Origin of the sequence: Streptomyces sp. NPDC059828 (assembly GCF_042731955.1) — a bacterium.
Classification (GTDB): domain Bacteria; phylum Actinomycetota; class Actinomycetes; order Streptomycetales; family Streptomycetaceae; genus Streptomyces.
Genome location: NZ_JBHWIW010000026.1, coordinates 1 through 16,182, shown reverse-complemented (window position 1 = coordinate 16,182; position 16,182 = coordinate 1). Strand labels below are relative to the sequence as shown.

Below are 16,182 nucleotides of genomic sequence, written 5' to 3'. Positions count from 1 at the left end.
AGGAGCGGAGGCGGAGAGCCGTCCGGAGCTTCGTGCGTCCGCCTACGTCTACGCCGGATCAGGTCGGGTCGAGGCCGTGGCCGCGCAGCCACGACAGCGGGTTTATCGCGGAACCCCCGCCCGGTCGTACCTCGAAGTGCAGATGCGGGCCGGTGGAATTGCCCGAGTTGCCGGAGAAGGCGATCACGTCACCAGCCTTGACCGATCCTGAGCGGATCTTGGTGCTGCTGAGGTGGCAGTACCAGGTCTCCGTGCCGTCGGCGGCCGTGACGATGGCCATGTTGCCGTAGGCGCTGTTCCACTGGGTGCGCACCGTGCCGTCGGTGGCAGCCTTCACCTGCGTCCCGTAGGAGACGGGGAAGTCGATACCGGTGTGCATGGACATCCAGTTGACGCCTGCCTGACCGAAGTAGGCGCTGAGCCCGTGCTGGCTGACGGGAAGGGCGAACTTGGGGCGCAGCGCCTCGCGGCGGGCGGCTTCCGCCTCGCGCTTCTTGCGGTCCGCCTCCTGGCGCGCCTTGAGGTCGATTCGCTCCTGGGTGCGGCTGGCGCGGTCGCCGAAGTCGCGGGCGTCGGCGCTCAGCGCGGCGAGCTGGGTGTCGAGCTTGGAGTTGGCCGGGACCGACTGCACCGATGTCGGATCGGCGGCCGCGACCGTGGTCTTGCCGCTGCCCTCCTCACCCCCGGAGAGCCCGCCCACCGACGCCGCTGCCACGCCGGCGACACCCATGACGCAGGCGGAGGGGACGGCCACGGTGAGCATGGCGGAACGCTTGGCCGGGGTGCGGCGGCGGCCACGGGTGCCACCGCGGCGGGCGGGGCGGGGTGCCGGGATGGAGATCGCCGGGGCGGCCATCGTCCTGGCCGTGGCGACGAACTCGGCCTCGTCGTCGTACTCGAAGCTCTGGTCGTCGGCTTCCGGGGTGGGGTCCTCGGTGCCGGACTCGGCCGCGGGATGGTCGGACCCCGCCGGGAACTCGTCCTCGGGGGAGAACTGTTCGGGCAGCGTCACGGGCTCGGCGTAGTAGCCGGTGTGCTCGGAGTATTCGCCGTCCGCGGTATAAGCGCTGTCCGCTGTGTATTCGGCGTGCTCGGTGTATCCAGCGTGCTCGGTATGCGCCGCGTAGTCGGTATGCGCCGCGTACTCGCTGTACTCGCTGTATTCGAGGTACTGCGTCTGAGCCTGGACCTGGGTCTGGTAGGCGTCGGCGGCCTGTTCGGAGCCCAGGCCGGCTCCGGTGTCCGCGCCCGAGTTCCAGGCCGTCGCGTCGTATGTGCCGGTTTCATAGGCCGGGGTGCTGTATCCGCCCGCCGCGGGCCACTGGCCCGTCCCGTCATAGGCGAAAGCTGCCGCGGTGGTCTCGAACTGCCCCGTCTGGTTCCAGGCGTTGGCGTCCCACTGGCCGGTGGTGTCGTACTGCTGCTGGTGTCCCTCGGCGGCGGCGTAGCTGTCGTACGCCGTCGTCGCCGACTGCCACTGCGTGTTGTCGTACTGGCCGCTGCTTCCGGCGGCCGCTGCGTCGTAGGCGTAGCCGCCGGGAAGGGCGCCGAAGAGCGGGTCGGTGTCGAAGCTGCCGGCGGCGTAGGAGTCATACCCGGCGTCGGGGTGCTGGTCGTTCACCAACTTCTCTCTCGCCTCGGCAGCAGGACCAGGATCCGGAGTCACCCGCGGTGGGGGACCCGAGGAACGCAGTGGGCGCGACTGTACCCGGCAGTATGCGACGCCGACAATCTTCCGTTGGTTTTGGGTAGGCGGGAAACGGGCATTCGGCCGTCTTTCGACGAGGTGAAGGAAGAGCTTTGGCCTTACGTTCGATGATTGTTCGAAGGCCGTTGGGGTGCCGGGCCTCAGGCCACGGACACCACCCCGGACGCTCCCGATGCCGCTACCGCCCCCGGCACGGTGCCTCTCTCCGACGGCTCGAGCACCTCGCGGATGATCGCCGCGACGGCCGGGTGCACAGGGAGGGCGAGATGGCCGATACCGCTGACGCGTATGTTCCGCACCTGTAGATCAGGGTGGTCGATGCAGGCTGTTTCGAGCGGCACCATCAGTTGGTCGAGGTCGCTCCAGAAACTGACGAAGCGCGTGCGGCAGCCGGGAGCGGGCAGTCTCAGTTCCTCCACCACATCGGAGCCGGGGCGCATTTGGCGCACGAGAGGGTGAGCGCTCGCGAGCGGGACGACACTCGTGCCCGAATGGGGGGTGCCGAGAGTGACCAGCGTGCGGACCCGGCGGTCGCCGCCGAGCCGCTGGACGTAGTAGCGGGCGATCAGTCCTCCGAGGCTGTGTCCGACGATATCGACCTCGGGCCGGCCGGTGCGGGTGCAGACCTCCTCGACATGGCGGCCCAGCAGCTCGGCGGCACTCCGTATGTCACAGGTCAGCGGTGAGTAGTTGAGCGACTCGATGGGCCGCCGTCCCTCACGGGCGAGGTGGCGGCGCAGAAGGACGAACACGGAACGGTTGTCGATGAAGCCGTGGAGGAGGACGGCCGGGGGGAATGCGGCGGCAGCTGGCGTGGGCAGCGCACTTGTCTCCGGCGAGGCGCATCCGGATTCGACCGCGCCAGGGCCACCAGAGCCGCCGGGGCTCCCGCGCCCGGGACGGCCCGGCCGCTCCTGGCTGATGCCTGACGGATACAGCACGAGATGCCCGGCGAGGATCGCCAGCTCAAGGGCGGTGGCGCGCAGCAGCGCCATGGGCAGCCGGAAATGTCCGAAGCGCAAGAGCGGCAGCAACCCCATGGCCGACCTCCCGAATGGCGCGCGGGTCGACGGCTCCGTCCCCCGTATGCCCTCGTGGGGTTGCCGACGCGCCGCCTCACCCCGGGCACGCGGCTGCGGCTCGGCACTGAGGCGGTCCTCTGACGGCTCCCCTGGCGCGCTCGCCCGGCCCCTGACGTGTGTGGCCCGGTCGCGGACGACTGCGGACCGACCGGTACGAGTCCGGGTGCGGCGCGTGGCGAATATGTCCCACGTGTGATTTCCCCCTCGCTGTCCACCGTGAAACGAGCGGTTGCGGGATGCTGTAGATAACGTTCGTTCACCTCCCCGGTGCTGTCCGGCGCGGGGCGCGGGGTTCGTGCCAATGGCGGCACAGCCGGGATGTGGAGGCAGTGATGGGTGTGACCGGTCCGATCCGCGTGGTGGTGGCCAAGCCGGGTCTCGACGGCCACGATCGCGGCGCGAAGGTGATCGCACGAGCGCTGCGCGATGCCGGTATGGAGGTCATCTACACCGGGCTTCACCAGACCCCGGAACAGATCGTGGACACCGCGATCCAGGAGGACGCCGACGCGATCGGCCTGTCCATCCTGTCCGGCGCCCACAACACGCTCTTCGCCAAGGTCCTTGAGCTGCTGAAGGAGCGGGACGCCGAGGACATCAAGGTCTTCGGCGGCGGCATCATCCCGGAGGAGGACATCCCCCCGCTCAAGGAGAAGGGCGTGGCTGCGATCTTCACACCGGGTGCCACGACGTCCTCCATCGTCGAATGGGTCAACGCAAACGTCCGCCATCCGGCCGACGCCTGACTCCTGCCGAGGGCCGGCTGCCGACAGCCATCCCGCCATCGAGGCCGCGGCGGTCGCCGTCCTGCCCTCGTCGCGTCCGCCCGTCCGCCTGCCCCGCGCCGTACGTGCCCACGTCCGGTGCCGGGCACCCGGTGACCCGGAGCAGGGCTATTCCCGAGCCAGCTCGGCGTGCATCACCGCCCGCAGCCGCAGGGTGGAGACCAGGCGCTGGAAGGCCTCCGACCAGTAGCCTCCCGCCCCCGGGGATGCCCCTTCCGGCTCGTCCGGTGTGGCCGTCAGCAGATCCAGGCGGGCCGCTTCCCCGGGATCCAGGCAGCGTTCGGCGAGGCCCATCACTCCGCTGAAGCTCCAGGGGTAGCTGCCCGCGTCGCGGGCGATGTCGAGCGCGTCCACCACAGCGCGGCCCAGCGGCTCGGCCCAGGGCACCGCGCAGACACCGAGCAGCTGGAACGCCTCCGACAGGCCGTGCGCGGATATGAACGCCGCGACCCAGTCGGCCCGCTCCCGCTCCGACAGGGCCGCCAGGAGCTTCGCCCGCTCCGCCAGGGACGAGGTGCCGGGGCCGCTCGCGGGCGGTGCGGCGGGTGTGCCGAGGAGCGCGCGGGACCATTGCGGGTCCTGCTGGCGCACCGCCGCCCGGCACCAGGCCGCGTGCAGCTCATCGCCCCAGCCGTCGGTGACGGGCAGGGTCACGATCTCCTCGGGCGTACGTCCCCCGAGCCGGCGCGGCCAGATCGTCAGCGGAGCGGACTCGACCAACTGCCCGAGCCACCATGATCGTTCGCCGCGGCCCGAAGGGGGTACGGGCGCGATGCCGTCGCGCTGCATCGCTGCATCGCATTCGTGCGGTGCCTCCACGGCGATCGTGGCCGTGCTCCCGGACCGGTCCAGGGCTATGCAGGTGGCCGCCCGCTCGGCCATCCGCCCAGCGAGCGCGGAGTGCGGCAGCCCCGACAGCAGCTCGGCAGCGGTGGTCCGGACATTGCGGCTCCGGTCGGACAGCGCCAGCTCCAGGAAGGGCTCGTCCGCGTCGGACAGACCCGTGCGCAGCGAGTCCAGGAACATCAGGCGGTCCTCGGCCCGCTCGGTCGACCAGGTCCCGGACAGCAGGGCGAGTGCCGCCGCGGGATCGTGCGCTCGTACGGAAGTGAGGACGGCCACGCGTTCCGCGAAGAGGCCCTCGTCCCACAGCTTCCGCACGCCGATCGCGTCGTCCGGTGCCGGCAGCGCGGCGCCTCCCCCTGGGCCGCTCGCCGCGGCGGATCCCCAGGCCCCGCGCAGCGCGAACTTCCAGTCGCTGTTCAGCCGGGCGAGCCACAGCCCGCGCGCTCCGGCGAAGCGCAGCGCCGCAGGGCGCAGATCGGTGCGGGCGCGCGCCGCCTCGAGCAGTGCGGGCAGCGCGGAAGCGGGTGCGCGATACCCCTTCTCATTGGCGGCGGCCAGCCATTGCGGCAGCAGCTCCGTCAGATCCGGGGCCGCACCGCGACGGCCTCCGGAGCCCGTGTGCGCCGCGCGATCGGCCAGCAGCCCGGTGAGCCGCCGCCGGGCGGCCTCCGGCAGCGAGGGCCGGGGATCCTGCGGTGCGGGCTCCGGAAGCGGCCGCGCCGCAGCCGGTGTCAGCCCGGCCCGGCGCCGCACGGTGTGCAGTGCCGCCACGTCCAGTAGCGCCGTCGCCGCGTCTTTTCCGGGAGTCAGTACGGCGGCGGGCGGTGGCCGCCGATCGGTGCCGAGAAGAGCCGAGGTGACGAGCTCTTCCCAGTCCGTGGTGCGGGTGGTGCCGGTCATCTGGTCCTCCGTGGTGCGTCATGCGAGTCGGCGTTTGGACGGGGGCGTGTGGTCGGTGCCTGGGGCCCGGCTCTCCGCTTGGCCGCGGCCGAGGACCCCCGACGCGTCACGGGCAGCTCCGAGCGGGCACCCGTGCCCATACCTTCGGAGAGTCCCCACTCGGCTCACTCGCCCGTGAGCGAGACCGTCTCGGCGGTCTCCTCCGACCAGGCGGCCAGCGGCGCGAAGCCCCGGTGGCCGAGTTCGCCGAAGACCGTGACGGGGCCGCCACCGGACAGTGCGGCGAGCCTCCACAGAGCGGGGCGGGACAGCGCGGTCGCGGTGATGGGCAGCGCTGAGCGGCCATCGGTGTCGGACAGTTGCCAGCCCTCGTCTCCCGGCACCGGGACCACGTCGGACAGCGTGCACGGCCAGGAGTCCAGCCATGGGTCCTGGCTCAGGGCCGTGCCGTAGGCGGCAAGCCCTTCCACCACGGTGCTCCCCGGTGGGCGTGCGGTGATCGGGGCCGGGGGCCCGTACTGCCTGCCGATGTCGGCGCGCAGCTGTCCCGCACCTCCGTACGGCAACAGCTCGGCGTCGATCATCAGCCCCACCGGCAGCGCCAGTTGGGGCGCCCGTCCGGCGGCGCCGTAGGCGAGGAGCAGCGCCGGGCGCCCGGTCTCCCGGCCGTGCAGCCATATGCGGCGGGTGGTGATCTTGCCGTCGGAGGTGTCGTACTGGGCGAGCACCAGCCAGTCGTCCCTGACCGCGGGGCCTTCTGGCGGGGAGTTCAGCCCGACCCTGGTGCGCACGGTCACCGCCAGTGGTTCCGGCAGGCGCTCACGCTCCAGCCAGGCCCGGTCGAGCAGGTGGATCAGCGAGCACTCCTCGAGCAACCGCACCGGCCAGCCGGGTCCGGAGCCCGGAACGGCTCCCAACTCGCGTACCCGCGCGGCGAGTCCGGGCGCCTGGGCGTCGACCATGCGGGCGGCCGTCTCCTCCCACAGTCCGTATCCGGCCTGCTCGGCGGGGGCCAGCCCGCCGCGCAGCACGTCGGCCAGCCGCTGCTCCAGCTCCGTCGTCCCGGCGGTGATCCGGGCTGCCCGGCGGTCGGCCCGGCGCCGTGCGGCCTCCGGGTCCGCGGGCTGCGCGGACTGCCCGCCGTCCGCACCCTGCTCCTGTTTCTTTGCGGCGCGCATGCGCCGCCCCGACAGCCATTCGCCGACCCAGTCCGGCACCTCCCCTTCCGCGACCGCGGCCTCGTCTCCCGACCAGAGCAGCAGCAGTCCCAGCGCGTGCTTGCACGGGAACTTGCGGCTCGGGCAACTGCACTTGTACGCGGGCCCGGTGGCGCCGGTGGCGCCCGCGACATCGATGATCGTCTGATACGGCCTGCTGCCGCTTCCCTTGCACAGACCCCAGACGGCGCCGGACGTATCGCAGCCCGTGCCCGACCACGGACCGGCCGTGCCGAGTTTGCTTCCCGTCTTGCGTGACGCCGCGTCAGGAGCCAGAGCCAGCACCTGCTCAGCCGTCCAGCGCACCCCCTGCTGATTCATGGCAACGACGCTAAGGCGCCCCACTGACAATCGCGCTGACCAGCGGATTCACCGGCCCGGTGAGGCCCGTCGAGACGAGGATCCCGGCGGCCGCAACGCCGCCCCGCCGCAGACCCCTCAACCTGCCCCACACACAGCCGACTTCGGCCGTGGTCCGCGGAAGCGGCCCGATTGTCAGTGGCGTGGTGCACGGTGGAATCACATCCGGTCGAACGATCTGGAGGGGGATACATGTCCATGCCCGAAAACCGTGCCGACGCAGACACCGAGGTCCTGCGGCCACATGCCGAAGACGCCTTCGCCGACGAGCTCAAGGCCCTCGCCGCGGCCGACGACCGGCCGCGGCCGGCCCGCTGGCGGCTGTCGCCGTGGGCCGTGGCCACGTATCTGCTCGGCGGTACCCTGCCCGACGGGACCGTGATCACGCCGAAGTACGTGGGACCGCGCCGGATCGTCGAGGTGGCCGTCACCACGCTCGCCACCGACCGCGCGCTGCTGCTGCTCGGTGTGCCCGGCACCGCCAAGACCTGGGTCTCCGAGCATCTCGCGGCGGCCGTCAGCGGAGACTCCACCCTGCTGGTCCAGGGCACGGCGGGCACACCGGAGGAAGCCATCCGCTACGGGTGGAACTACGCCCAGCTGCTCGCCCACGGTCCGAGCCGGGACGCGCTCGTGCCCAGCCCGGTGATGCGGGCGATGTCCGAGGGCATGACCGCCCGGGTCGAGGAGCTCACCCGCATTCCCGCGGACGTTCAGGACACGCTCATCACGATCCTTTCGGAGAAGACCCTGCCCATCCCCGAGCTGGGGCAGGAGGTCCAGGCGGTCGGTGGTTTCAACCTCATCGCCACGGCCAACGACCGGGACCGCGGGGTCAATGATCTGTCGAGTGCGCTGCGCCGCCGGTTCAACACCGTGGTGCTGCCGCTGCCCGCCACCGCGGACGACGAGGTCGGCATCGTCTCCCGGCGTGTCGACCAGATAGGCCGCTCGCTCGATCTGCCTGCCGTGCCGGAGGGCATCGAGGAGATCCGCCGTGTCGTCACGGTATTCCGTGAACTGCGCGACGGGATGACCGCCGACGGCCGCACCAAGCTCAAGTCGCCTTCGGGGACGCTCTCCACGGCCGAGGCGATCTCCGTCGTCACCAACGGCCTCGCACTCGCCTCCCACTTCGGGGACGGAGTGCTGCGGTCCGGCGATGTGGCGGCGGGCATTCTCGGAGCGGTGGTCCGCGATCCCGCGGCGGACCGTGTCATCTGGCAGGAGTATCTGGAGACGGTCGTACGTGAACGGGACGGCTGGAAGGACTTCTACCGTGCCTGCCGCGAGGTGAGCGCATGACGACAGCCGTCACCACGGCGGGGCACGGCGCCGGGACCGCCCCTGTCACCGCTCCTGGAGGGGAGAAGCGGTGGCAGGGGCGAGAGCCCCTGGTGCTGGGGGTGCGGCACCACGGGCCGGGTTCGGCGCGGGCCGTGCGGGCGGCGCTCGACGCCGCCATGCCCCGCGCGGTGCTGATCGAGGGGCCGCCGGAGGGTGACTCCCTCCTGCCGCTCGCCGCCGACGAGTCCATGGTCCCGCCCGTCGCCCTGCTCGCCCACGCCGTGGACGATCCGGGACGCGCCGCCTTCTGGCCGATGGCCGCTTTCTCACCGGAGTGGGTCGCCATCCGCTGGGCCCTGGCGCACGAGGTGCCGGTCCGCTTCATCGACCTGCCCGCGGCCCATTCGCTGGCTGCCGCCTCGGACCCCACCTGGGGCGACGAGGACGAGGCCCATCCGGGCAGCACGGATGAGGCGGCGCTGCGGATCGATCCACTCGCGGTTCTCGCCGATGCCGCCGGGTACGACGACCCGGAGCGCTGGTGGGAGGACGTGATCGAGCACCGCGGTGGGGGCGCCGTGGCCGACCCGTTCGCACCGTTCGCGGTGCTCGGGGAGGCCATGGCCGCCCTGCGCGAGGAGTACGGGCACGGCGGGCGGGACCGCGACCTCGTGCGCGAGGCCCATATGCGGGTCCAGCTGTACGCGGCACGCAAGGAGTTCGGACATGAGGTCGCCGTCGTCTGCGGTGCCTGGCACGTCCCCGCACTCACCACGAAGTCCACGGTCACCGCGGACCGCGCCCTGCTGAAGGGCCTGCCCAAAGTGAAGACGGAGACCACCTGGGTGCCCTGGACCCACCGCAGGCTCGCCCGCCGCACGGGCTACGGCGCGGGAATCGACTCACCTGGCTGGTACGCGCACCTGTTCGGCGCCCCGGACCGTCCTGTCGAGCGCTGGATGACCAAGGTCGCGGGACTGCTCAGGGACGAGGACCGGTTCGTCTCGTCGGCGCATGTCATCGAGGCCGTACGGCTCGCCGACACCCTGGCCGCGATGCGGGGCCGCCCGCTCGCCGGGCTGAGCGAGACGACCGACGCCATACGGGCTGTGATGTGCGACGGCTCCGAAGTGCCTCTGGAGCTCGTCCGGGACCGGCTGATCATCGGTGATGTGCTGGGTGAGGTCCCGGAGTCCGCACCCGCCGTCCCGCTCCAGCGCGATCTGGCCCGCCTCCAGCGCAGCCTGCGGCTCAAACCCGAGCTGCTGGAGCGGGAGCTGGAGCTCGATCTGCGCAAGGAGACCGATTCCGGCCGCAGCCGGCTGCTGCACCGGCTGCGACTCCTGAGCGTCGACTGGGGCGCCCCTGCGGCAGGCCGGGGCTCCACCGGCACCTTCCGGGAGACCTGGCGGCTGCGCTGGGAGCCCGAGTTGTTCGTCAAGGTCGCCGAGGCGGGGATCTGGGGGACCACGGTGCTCGCCGCGGCCACCGCCCGTGCGGAGTCGGACGCCGCTTCGGTGACCGCGCTCGCCGAAGTGACCGCCCTGGCCGAGCGCTGTCTCCTGGCCGAACTGCCCGACGCCCTCCCGGTGGTGATGAAGGCACTCGCGGACCGGGCGGCGCTGGACGCGGATGTGGGTCATCTCGCCCAGGCCCTTCCCGCGCTTGCCCGCTCCCTGCGCTACGGGGATGTGCGGTCCACCGACACGGCCGCACTCGGGGAGGTGGCGACCGGCCTCGCCGAGCGGATATGCGTCGGTCTGCCGCCCGCCTGCGTGGGACTCGACGCGGACGGCGCCGCCGAGATGCGCGGCCACCTCGACGGTGTCCACACCGCTGTCGGCCTGCTGCCGGAGAGTGAGGAGCTGAGCGCCCGCTGGACGGAGGTGCTGCGCAAGCTGGCGGTGCGCGACACCGTGCCCGGGGTGATTCGGGGGCGCGCGGCACGGCTGCTGCTGGACGACGGCCGTCTCGAAGAGGACGAAGCGGCGCGGCTGATGGGCCTCGCCCTCTCGCCCGGCACCCCGCCCGTCGATGCCGCCGCCTGGATCGAGGGCTTCGTCGGCGGCACGGCGGGCGGGGGCATGCTCCTCGTCCACGACGAGCGGCTGCTCGGACTGGTCGACGCCTGGCTGGTGTCTGTCCCCGGCGACGCGTTCACGGACGTACTGCCGCTGCTGCGGCGCACGTTCTCGGCGTATGAGCCCGGTGTCCGGCGCACCCTCGGCGAACTGGTGCGCCGCGGACCGGCGGCGCCGGGCACGGCGCCGACCGCGGGGGAGTCCGGAGTGCCCGGTTTCGGCGCCGGAATCGACGAGGCACGGGCCGATTCCGTGCTGCCCGTACTGAGGCTGATCCTGGAGGGGGAACACGTATGACCACGGCAGCAGCCGGCGCGATGGCGGCCGGTGACGAGCGGCTCAGGCGCTGGCGGCTCGTGCTCGGCGGCGGGGCGGCCGACGGCACCGGCTGCACCCTGGGTGGTACGGACGTCGGCATGGACGCGGCGCTGGGCGCCCTCTACGACAGGGGGAACCGCCAGGAGCGCGGCACCGGCAAGCGTTCGGCCGGTCTCGACGGCTCGGCTCCCAACGTGGCGCGGTGGCTCGGGGACATCCGTACGTACTTCCCGAGCTCCGTCGTCCAGGTCATGCAGCGCGACGCGATCGACCGGCTCGGCCTCAGCACCCTGCTGCTGGAACCCGAGATGCTGGAGGCGGTCGAGGCCGATGTGCATCTCGTCGGCACGCTGCTCTCCCTCAACAAAGCCATGCCCGAGACGACGAAGGAAACGGCCCGGGCAGTGGTGCGCAAGGTCGTCGAGGACCTGGAGAAGCGGCTGGCCACCCGCACCCGTGCGACCCTCACCGGTGCGCTGGACCGCAGCGCCCGTGTCAACCGGCCGCGCCACAGGGACATCGACTGGGACCGCACGATCCGGGCGAACCTGAAGAACTACCTGCCGGAGCACCGCACGGTCGTTCCCGAGCGGCTCATCGGCTACGGGCGCGCCGCGCAGTCCGTGAAGAAGGATGTCGTGCTGTGCATCGACCAGTCCGGTTCGATGGCGGCGTCCGTGGTGTACGCCTCGGTGTTCGGCGCGGTGCTCGCGTCGATGCGTTCGATCGCGACCCGGCTTGTCGTCTTCGACACGGCGGTCGTGGATCTGACGGACCAGCTGGCCGACCCGGTCGACGTGCTGTTCGGCACCCAGCTCGGCGGCGGAACCGACATCAACCGCGCGCTGGCCTATTGCCAGTCGCAGATCACCCGGCCCGCGGACACCGTCGTCGTCCTGATCAGCGACCTCTACGAAGGTGGCATACGGGACGAGATGCTCAAGCGGGTGGCGGCGATGAAGGCATCCGGGGTGCAGTTCGTCGCCCTGCTCGCGCTCTCCGACGAAGGCACACCCGCGTACGACCGGGAGCACGCGGCGGCACTGGCCGCTCTGGGCGCACCGGCCTTCGCCTGCACCCCCGACCTGTTCCCCGAGGTCATGGCCGCCGCGATCGAGAAGAGGCCGCTGCCCATACCGGACATGGCGACTCATCAGTAACAAGGGACTTGCGTGACCCCCGGAGTCCCATGCGAGCATCATGCCCATTGCCACCGGAGGGTCATCCTCCGCTACCAGAGAAGGCTTGCCCGCTGTGTCTTCGACCGCTGCACTGCCCCTAGTGCTCCCAGCCGCCGTGCGCCGTGTGCGCGTGGTGGTTCGGCGGCACGCGGTGCGCGCGGTACAGGTGTTGCTGTTCGTCGCCGGACTGCTGGCGCTGGGGCTGGTCCTCGGTGGTCAGGCGCAGGCGGCGGAATGGCCGGGCGCGGAGAGCTCGCTGGAGCGCGTCGTCGCGGACGATGCGACGGACGGGCTCGATGGGGCGCCGACGGCAGCGCCGGTGAATCCGGTGAATCCGGTGGAGCCGGTGAAGTCGACGGCTGGGCGTGTGAGGGAGCCGGTGGCAAGTGGGGCGGACGTGGCCGCCGTCGAGCCGGTCGTGAAGCGTGCCGCCGCGCCGGTCGCCGAGCGGATCGTCGACCCGGTGGGCGAGCAGCTCGCCGAGCCCCTTGGGCGGGCCGTGACCGCCGCCGTGCAGACGACGGTCCAGAGCGTGCCCGAGCGGCCGTTGCCCGCCTCTTCCGTGCGATGGCCCGGTGGCGGGCAGGACATACCCACGGCTGTTCCCGTCGCTTTCCCCGCCCCCGCTCAGATCACCGCGGCTCTGCCCGCTGCCGTACTCGGGCAGCACCCGACTCCCGAAGGGCCCTCCACCGCGGACGGTGCGCTCACCGCGCCTTCCCCGCAGTCGCCGGACATGACCCCGGGGCAGCACCGGGCACCCCTGGCCGCCGCATTCAGCGGGCGCGGCGGGGGGCTTCCGCCGGCGCCCGGCCACGTACCGGGCGTGCCGGGTGGAAGCGCCGTACTCCAGACCGCCGGTGACGGGCACATACAGCGCGTGGTCGATCCGAAGGGCGTGTGGTTCTCACGGACCGCTTCGTGTGCCCGCATACCCGGATCCCGGCAGCCGGCCCGTGGCGCCGGGCCGCGGGAGCGCCACCGCGACATCCTCGAATTCCCCGGATAGGGCAGGCCGTTCCTCCCGCCTGAGACCTGCCGCGCGGGGGCGGAGCAGGTCTGCCCGACTCTCGGAATCCGAAGGAAACACCCGAACATGAACAAGAACATCCGCCGTTCCATAGCCGTCGCCGCCGGTGCAGCCGGTATGTGGGCCATCGGTACGGCCGCCGCCAGCGCGGACGAGCTGCCCTCCCTCTCCCTGTCCACGCCGGACCAGGCCGCCGGAGTGGCCCAGGACGAGGCCGCAGACCTCGCGGCCACGCCGGCCGTGTCCGCCGCCACCAGTACGGCCAAGGCCACCGCGAAGGGCGTCACCCAGGACGCCGCCGTGGCGACCGCCGAGTCGACCGCGGACCAGGCCCGTCAGTACGCCGAGTCCGGTCTGCCCGCCGCCGACACCGAGGTCGACTACCTGTTCGGCCCGCTGTCCGCGTTCGCCCCGGAGCTCGAGCAGGCCCCGGCCCACACCGCCCGTGCCGCCGCTCCCGTCGTGGACGAGACCGCGCAGGACGCCCTGCCCCCGATCGCCGACCGCTCCGTGGACAGTGTCGTCCCGGTCGCCGGCCAGGCGGTCGGCGACGCCGGTGGTCTCGCCACGGATGTCGTCGGAGACGTGTCCCCCTTCGCGGGCGGCGTCGCCGCCGGGGTGACGCCCTTCGCCGGTGGGGTGGCCGGGGCGGTCGCACCGGTCGTCGAGACCGTCGCCGACCAGGTCCAGCCGGTCGTCCACGGTGTCGGCGGTTCCGCCGGCACCTTCGCGGACGGTGTGACCGGCGAGGTGCGGCCCTTCGCCCAGGACCTGACCGGCACGGTCACCGCCACTCCGGTCGCGGCGCACGCGGTCTCCGGTGCCCAGGGCGCGGCCACCGTGATCACCCCGAGTTACGCCGACGGCGTCACCCAGTACCTGGCCCAGGGCATCTGAGCCGGGACCGCTGACCTGGGGCGGGCGATCGGCGGATGCCCGTCCCCCCAAGCGCTGCGGGCATTGCGGGCGGTCCCCATTGGGGTGGGGACCGCCCGTTCCGTACCCCGGCCGGATGCGTCCTGTAACCGCACAGTTCCGCCACGTGCGCTATCTGTGACCGGTATCACCGCCGCTCTGTGATCTGCGATTTAGGGACCCACGGCCCACGGGGATACTCTGCGAGACGGACATGCCGCGTACCGGCCACCGTGTACGCCTCCCTAGTGACAGCGCAGTCACGTTGCCCTTCGCGGCACGCCCACGCAGACAACGAACCGCGAATCACAACTGCGACGATTAGAAGCAAAGGGACGGACGCGCGTGGACCTGTTCGAGTACCAGGCGAGGGACCTCTTCGCCAAGCACGGTGTACCGGTGCTGGCCGGTGAAGTCATCGACACGCCTGAGGCGGCGCGCGAGGCGACCGAGCGACTGGGTGGCCGTTCGGTGGTGAAGGCCCAGGTGAAGGTGGGCGGCCGCGGCAAGGCCGGTGGCGTCAAGCTGGCCGGCACGCCGGACGAGGCCGTCGCCCGCGCCACGGACATCCTCGGCATGGACATCAAGGGCCACACGGTCCACAAGGTGATGATCGCCGAGACGGCTCCCGAGATCGCCGAGGAGTACTACGTCTCGTACCTCCTCGACCGCACCAACCGCACCTTCCTGGCCATGGCCTCGGTCGCGGGCGGCATGGACATCGAGGAAGTCGCGGCGACGACGCCCGAGAAGCTCGCCAAGATCCCGGTCGACGCCAACGACGGCGTGGACCTGGCGAAGGCCCGCGAGATCGTCGAGGCGGCGAAGTTCCCGGCCGAGGTGGCCGAGCAGGTCGCCGAGATCCTCGTGACCCTGTGGAAGACCTTCGTCGCGGAGGACGCCCTCCTCGTCGAGGTGAACCCGCTGGCCAAGGTCGCCGACGGCCGTGTCATCGCCCTCGACGGCAAGGTGTCCCTGGACGCCAACGCCGAGTTCCGCCACGCCGACCACGCCGAGCTCGAGGACAAGGCCGCGGCCAACCCGCTCGAGGCCGCTGCCAAGGCCAAGGGCCTCAACTACGTCAAGCTCGACGGCGAGGTCGGCATCATCGGCAACGGCGCGGGTCTGGTCATGTCGACCCTCGACGTCGTCGCGTACGCCGGTGAGAAGCACGCGGGCGTCAAGCCGGCCAACTTCCTCGACATCGGTGGTGGCGCCTCCGCCGAGGTCATGGCGAACGGCCTGGAGATCATCCTCGGCGACCCGGACGTCAAGTCCGTGTTCGTCAACGTCTTCGGTGGCATCACCGCGTGTGACGCGGTCGCCAACGGCATCGTGCAGGCCCTGGAGCTCCTCGAGTCCAAGGGCGAGGCCGTGACGAAGCCGCTGGTCGTGAGGCTCGACGGCAACAACGCGGAGCTGGGTCGTCAGATCCTGGACGACCGCAACCACCCGCTCGTGCAGCGTGTGGACACCATGGACGGCGCGGCCGACAAGGCCGCCGAGCTGGCTGCGGCCAAGTAACAAGGGACGAGGTCACAGACTCACCATGGCTATCTTCCTCACCAAGGAATCCAAGGTCATCGTCCAGGGCATGACCGGCTCCGAGGGCCAGAAGCACACCAAGCGCATGCTGGCTTCCGGCACGAACATCGTCGGTGGCGTGAACCCGCGCAAGGCGGGCACCACGGTCGACTTCGACGGCACCGAGATCCCGGTCTTCGGCTCCGTCGCTGAGGCCGTCGAGAAGACCGGCGCCGACGTCACGGTCATCTTCGTCCCGGAGAAGTTCACCAAGGACGCCGTGATCGAGGCGATCGACGCCGAGATCGGCCTCGCGGTCGTCATCACCGAGGGCGTCGCCGTCCACGACACCGCCCAGTTCTGGGCGTACGCGGGCGCCAAGGGCAACAAGACCCGGATCATCGGCCCGAACTGCCCGGGTCTGATCACCCCCGGTCAGTCGAACGCGGGCATCATCCCGGCCGACATCACCAAGCCCGGCCGCATCGGTCTCGTGTCCAAGTCGGGCACGCTGACCTACCAGATGATGTACGAGCTGCGGGACATCGGCTTCAGCTCCTGCGTCGGCATCGGCGGTGACCCGATCATCGGCACCACCCACATCGACGCCCTGGCCGCCTTCGAGGCCGACCCCGACACCGACCTGATCGTGATGATCGGCGAGATCGGCGGCGACGCCGAGGAGCGTGCCGCCGACTTCATCAAGGCGAACGTCACCAAGCCGGTCGTCGGCTACGTCGCGGGCTTCACCGCCCCCGAGGGCAAGACCATGGGTCACGCCGGCGCCATCGTCTCCGGCTCCTCCGGCACCGCCCAGGCGAAGCAGGAGGCCCTGGAGGCCGCCGGCGTGAAGGTCGGCAAGACGCCGACCGAGACGGCCAAGCTGGCGCGCGAGATCCTCGCGGGCTGAGCCACCTCTGCCTGAGGCGAGGGCCCGCACCCCGGGAG

General features: G+C 71.6%; 12 protein-coding genes. 8 read left to right on the top strand and 4 right to left on the bottom strand.

All coding sequences use genetic code 11. From position 1 onward, the window contains the following. Nucleotides 1-58: 58 nt before the first annotated feature. Both ACFV6V_RS17520 and ACFV6V_RS17515 read right to left on the bottom strand, forming a co-directional pair. Entirely contained in the window at nt 59-1,621 is a 1,563-nt protein-coding gene (locus ACFV6V_RS17520; RefSeq protein ID WP_385565533.1) for a M23 family metallopeptidase, read from the bottom strand. Nucleotides 1,622-1,848: 227 nt separating this feature from the next. Next, a complete protein-coding gene (locus ACFV6V_RS17515; protein ID WP_385565531.1) occupies nt 1,849-2,748 on the bottom strand; it encodes an esterase/lipase family protein in 900 nt (299 codons plus the stop codon). A gap of 374 nt (nt 2,749-3,122) precedes the next feature. Here ACFV6V_RS17515 and ACFV6V_RS17510 point away from each other — a divergent pair, with 374 nt between their 5' ends. Then, entirely contained in the window at nt 3,123-3,536 is a 414-nt protein-coding gene (locus ACFV6V_RS17510; protein WP_385565528.1) for a cobalamin B12-binding domain-containing protein, read from the top strand. 147 nt (nt 3,537-3,683) lie between these two features. Here ACFV6V_RS17510 and ACFV6V_RS17505 read toward each other — a convergent pair whose 3' ends face one another. Both ACFV6V_RS17505 and ACFV6V_RS17500 read right to left on the bottom strand, forming a co-directional pair. After that, on the bottom strand, nt 3,684-5,321 hold the full coding sequence (locus ACFV6V_RS17505) for a DUF5691 domain-containing protein (protein ID WP_385565526.1): 1,638 nt from the start codon (nt 5,319-5,321) through the stop codon (nt 3,684-3,686). 164 nt (nt 5,322-5,485) lie between these two features. Further along, complete coding sequence (locus tag ACFV6V_RS17500) at nt 5,486-6,859, bottom strand: SWIM zinc finger family protein (RefSeq protein ID WP_385565523.1); 1,374 nt, start codon at nt 6,857-6,859, stop codon at nt 5,486-5,488. A gap of 231 nt (nt 6,860-7,090) precedes the next feature. Between ACFV6V_RS17500 and ACFV6V_RS17495 the strand changes: the two genes are divergently transcribed. From ACFV6V_RS17495 to sucD, 7 genes are all read left to right on the top strand, one after another. Beyond that, complete coding sequence (locus ACFV6V_RS17495; protein ID WP_385565521.1) at nt 7,091-8,203, top strand: AAA family ATPase; 1,113 nt, start codon at nt 7,091-7,093, stop codon at nt 8,201-8,203. After that, entirely contained in the window at nt 8,200-10,563 is a 2,364-nt protein-coding gene (locus ACFV6V_RS17490) for a DUF5682 family protein (protein WP_385565518.1), read from the top strand. Before ACFV6V_RS17495 ends, ACFV6V_RS17490 begins: the two co-directional genes overlap by 4 nt. Continuing rightward, complete coding sequence (locus ACFV6V_RS17485; RefSeq protein ID WP_385565516.1) at nt 10,560-11,744, top strand: VWA domain-containing protein; 1,185 nt, start codon at nt 10,560-10,562, stop codon at nt 11,742-11,744. Before ACFV6V_RS17490 ends, ACFV6V_RS17485 begins: the two co-directional genes overlap by 4 nt. Before the next feature lie 121 nt (nt 11,745-11,865). Continuing rightward, nucleotides 11,866-12,774, top strand: coding sequence for a hypothetical protein (locus ACFV6V_RS17480; protein WP_385565513.1), 909 nt, complete (start codon nt 11,866-11,868; stop codon nt 12,772-12,774). A gap of 87 nt (nt 12,775-12,861) precedes the next feature. Beyond that, a complete protein-coding gene (locus ACFV6V_RS17475) occupies nt 12,862-13,692 on the top strand; it encodes a hypothetical protein (protein ID WP_385565511.1) in 831 nt (276 codons plus the stop codon). Between the two features lie 363 nt (nt 13,693-14,055). Next, complete coding sequence (sucC, locus tag ACFV6V_RS17470) at nt 14,056-15,234, top strand: ADP-forming succinate--CoA ligase subunit beta (protein ID WP_385565508.1); 1,179 nt, start codon at nt 14,056-14,058, stop codon at nt 15,232-15,234. Between the two features lie 25 nt (nt 15,235-15,259). Further along, entirely contained in the window at nt 15,260-16,144 is an 885-nt protein-coding gene (gene sucD / locus ACFV6V_RS17465) for a succinate--CoA ligase subunit alpha (RefSeq protein WP_385565505.1), read from the top strand. Nucleotides 16,145-16,182: the final 38 nt, after the last annotated feature.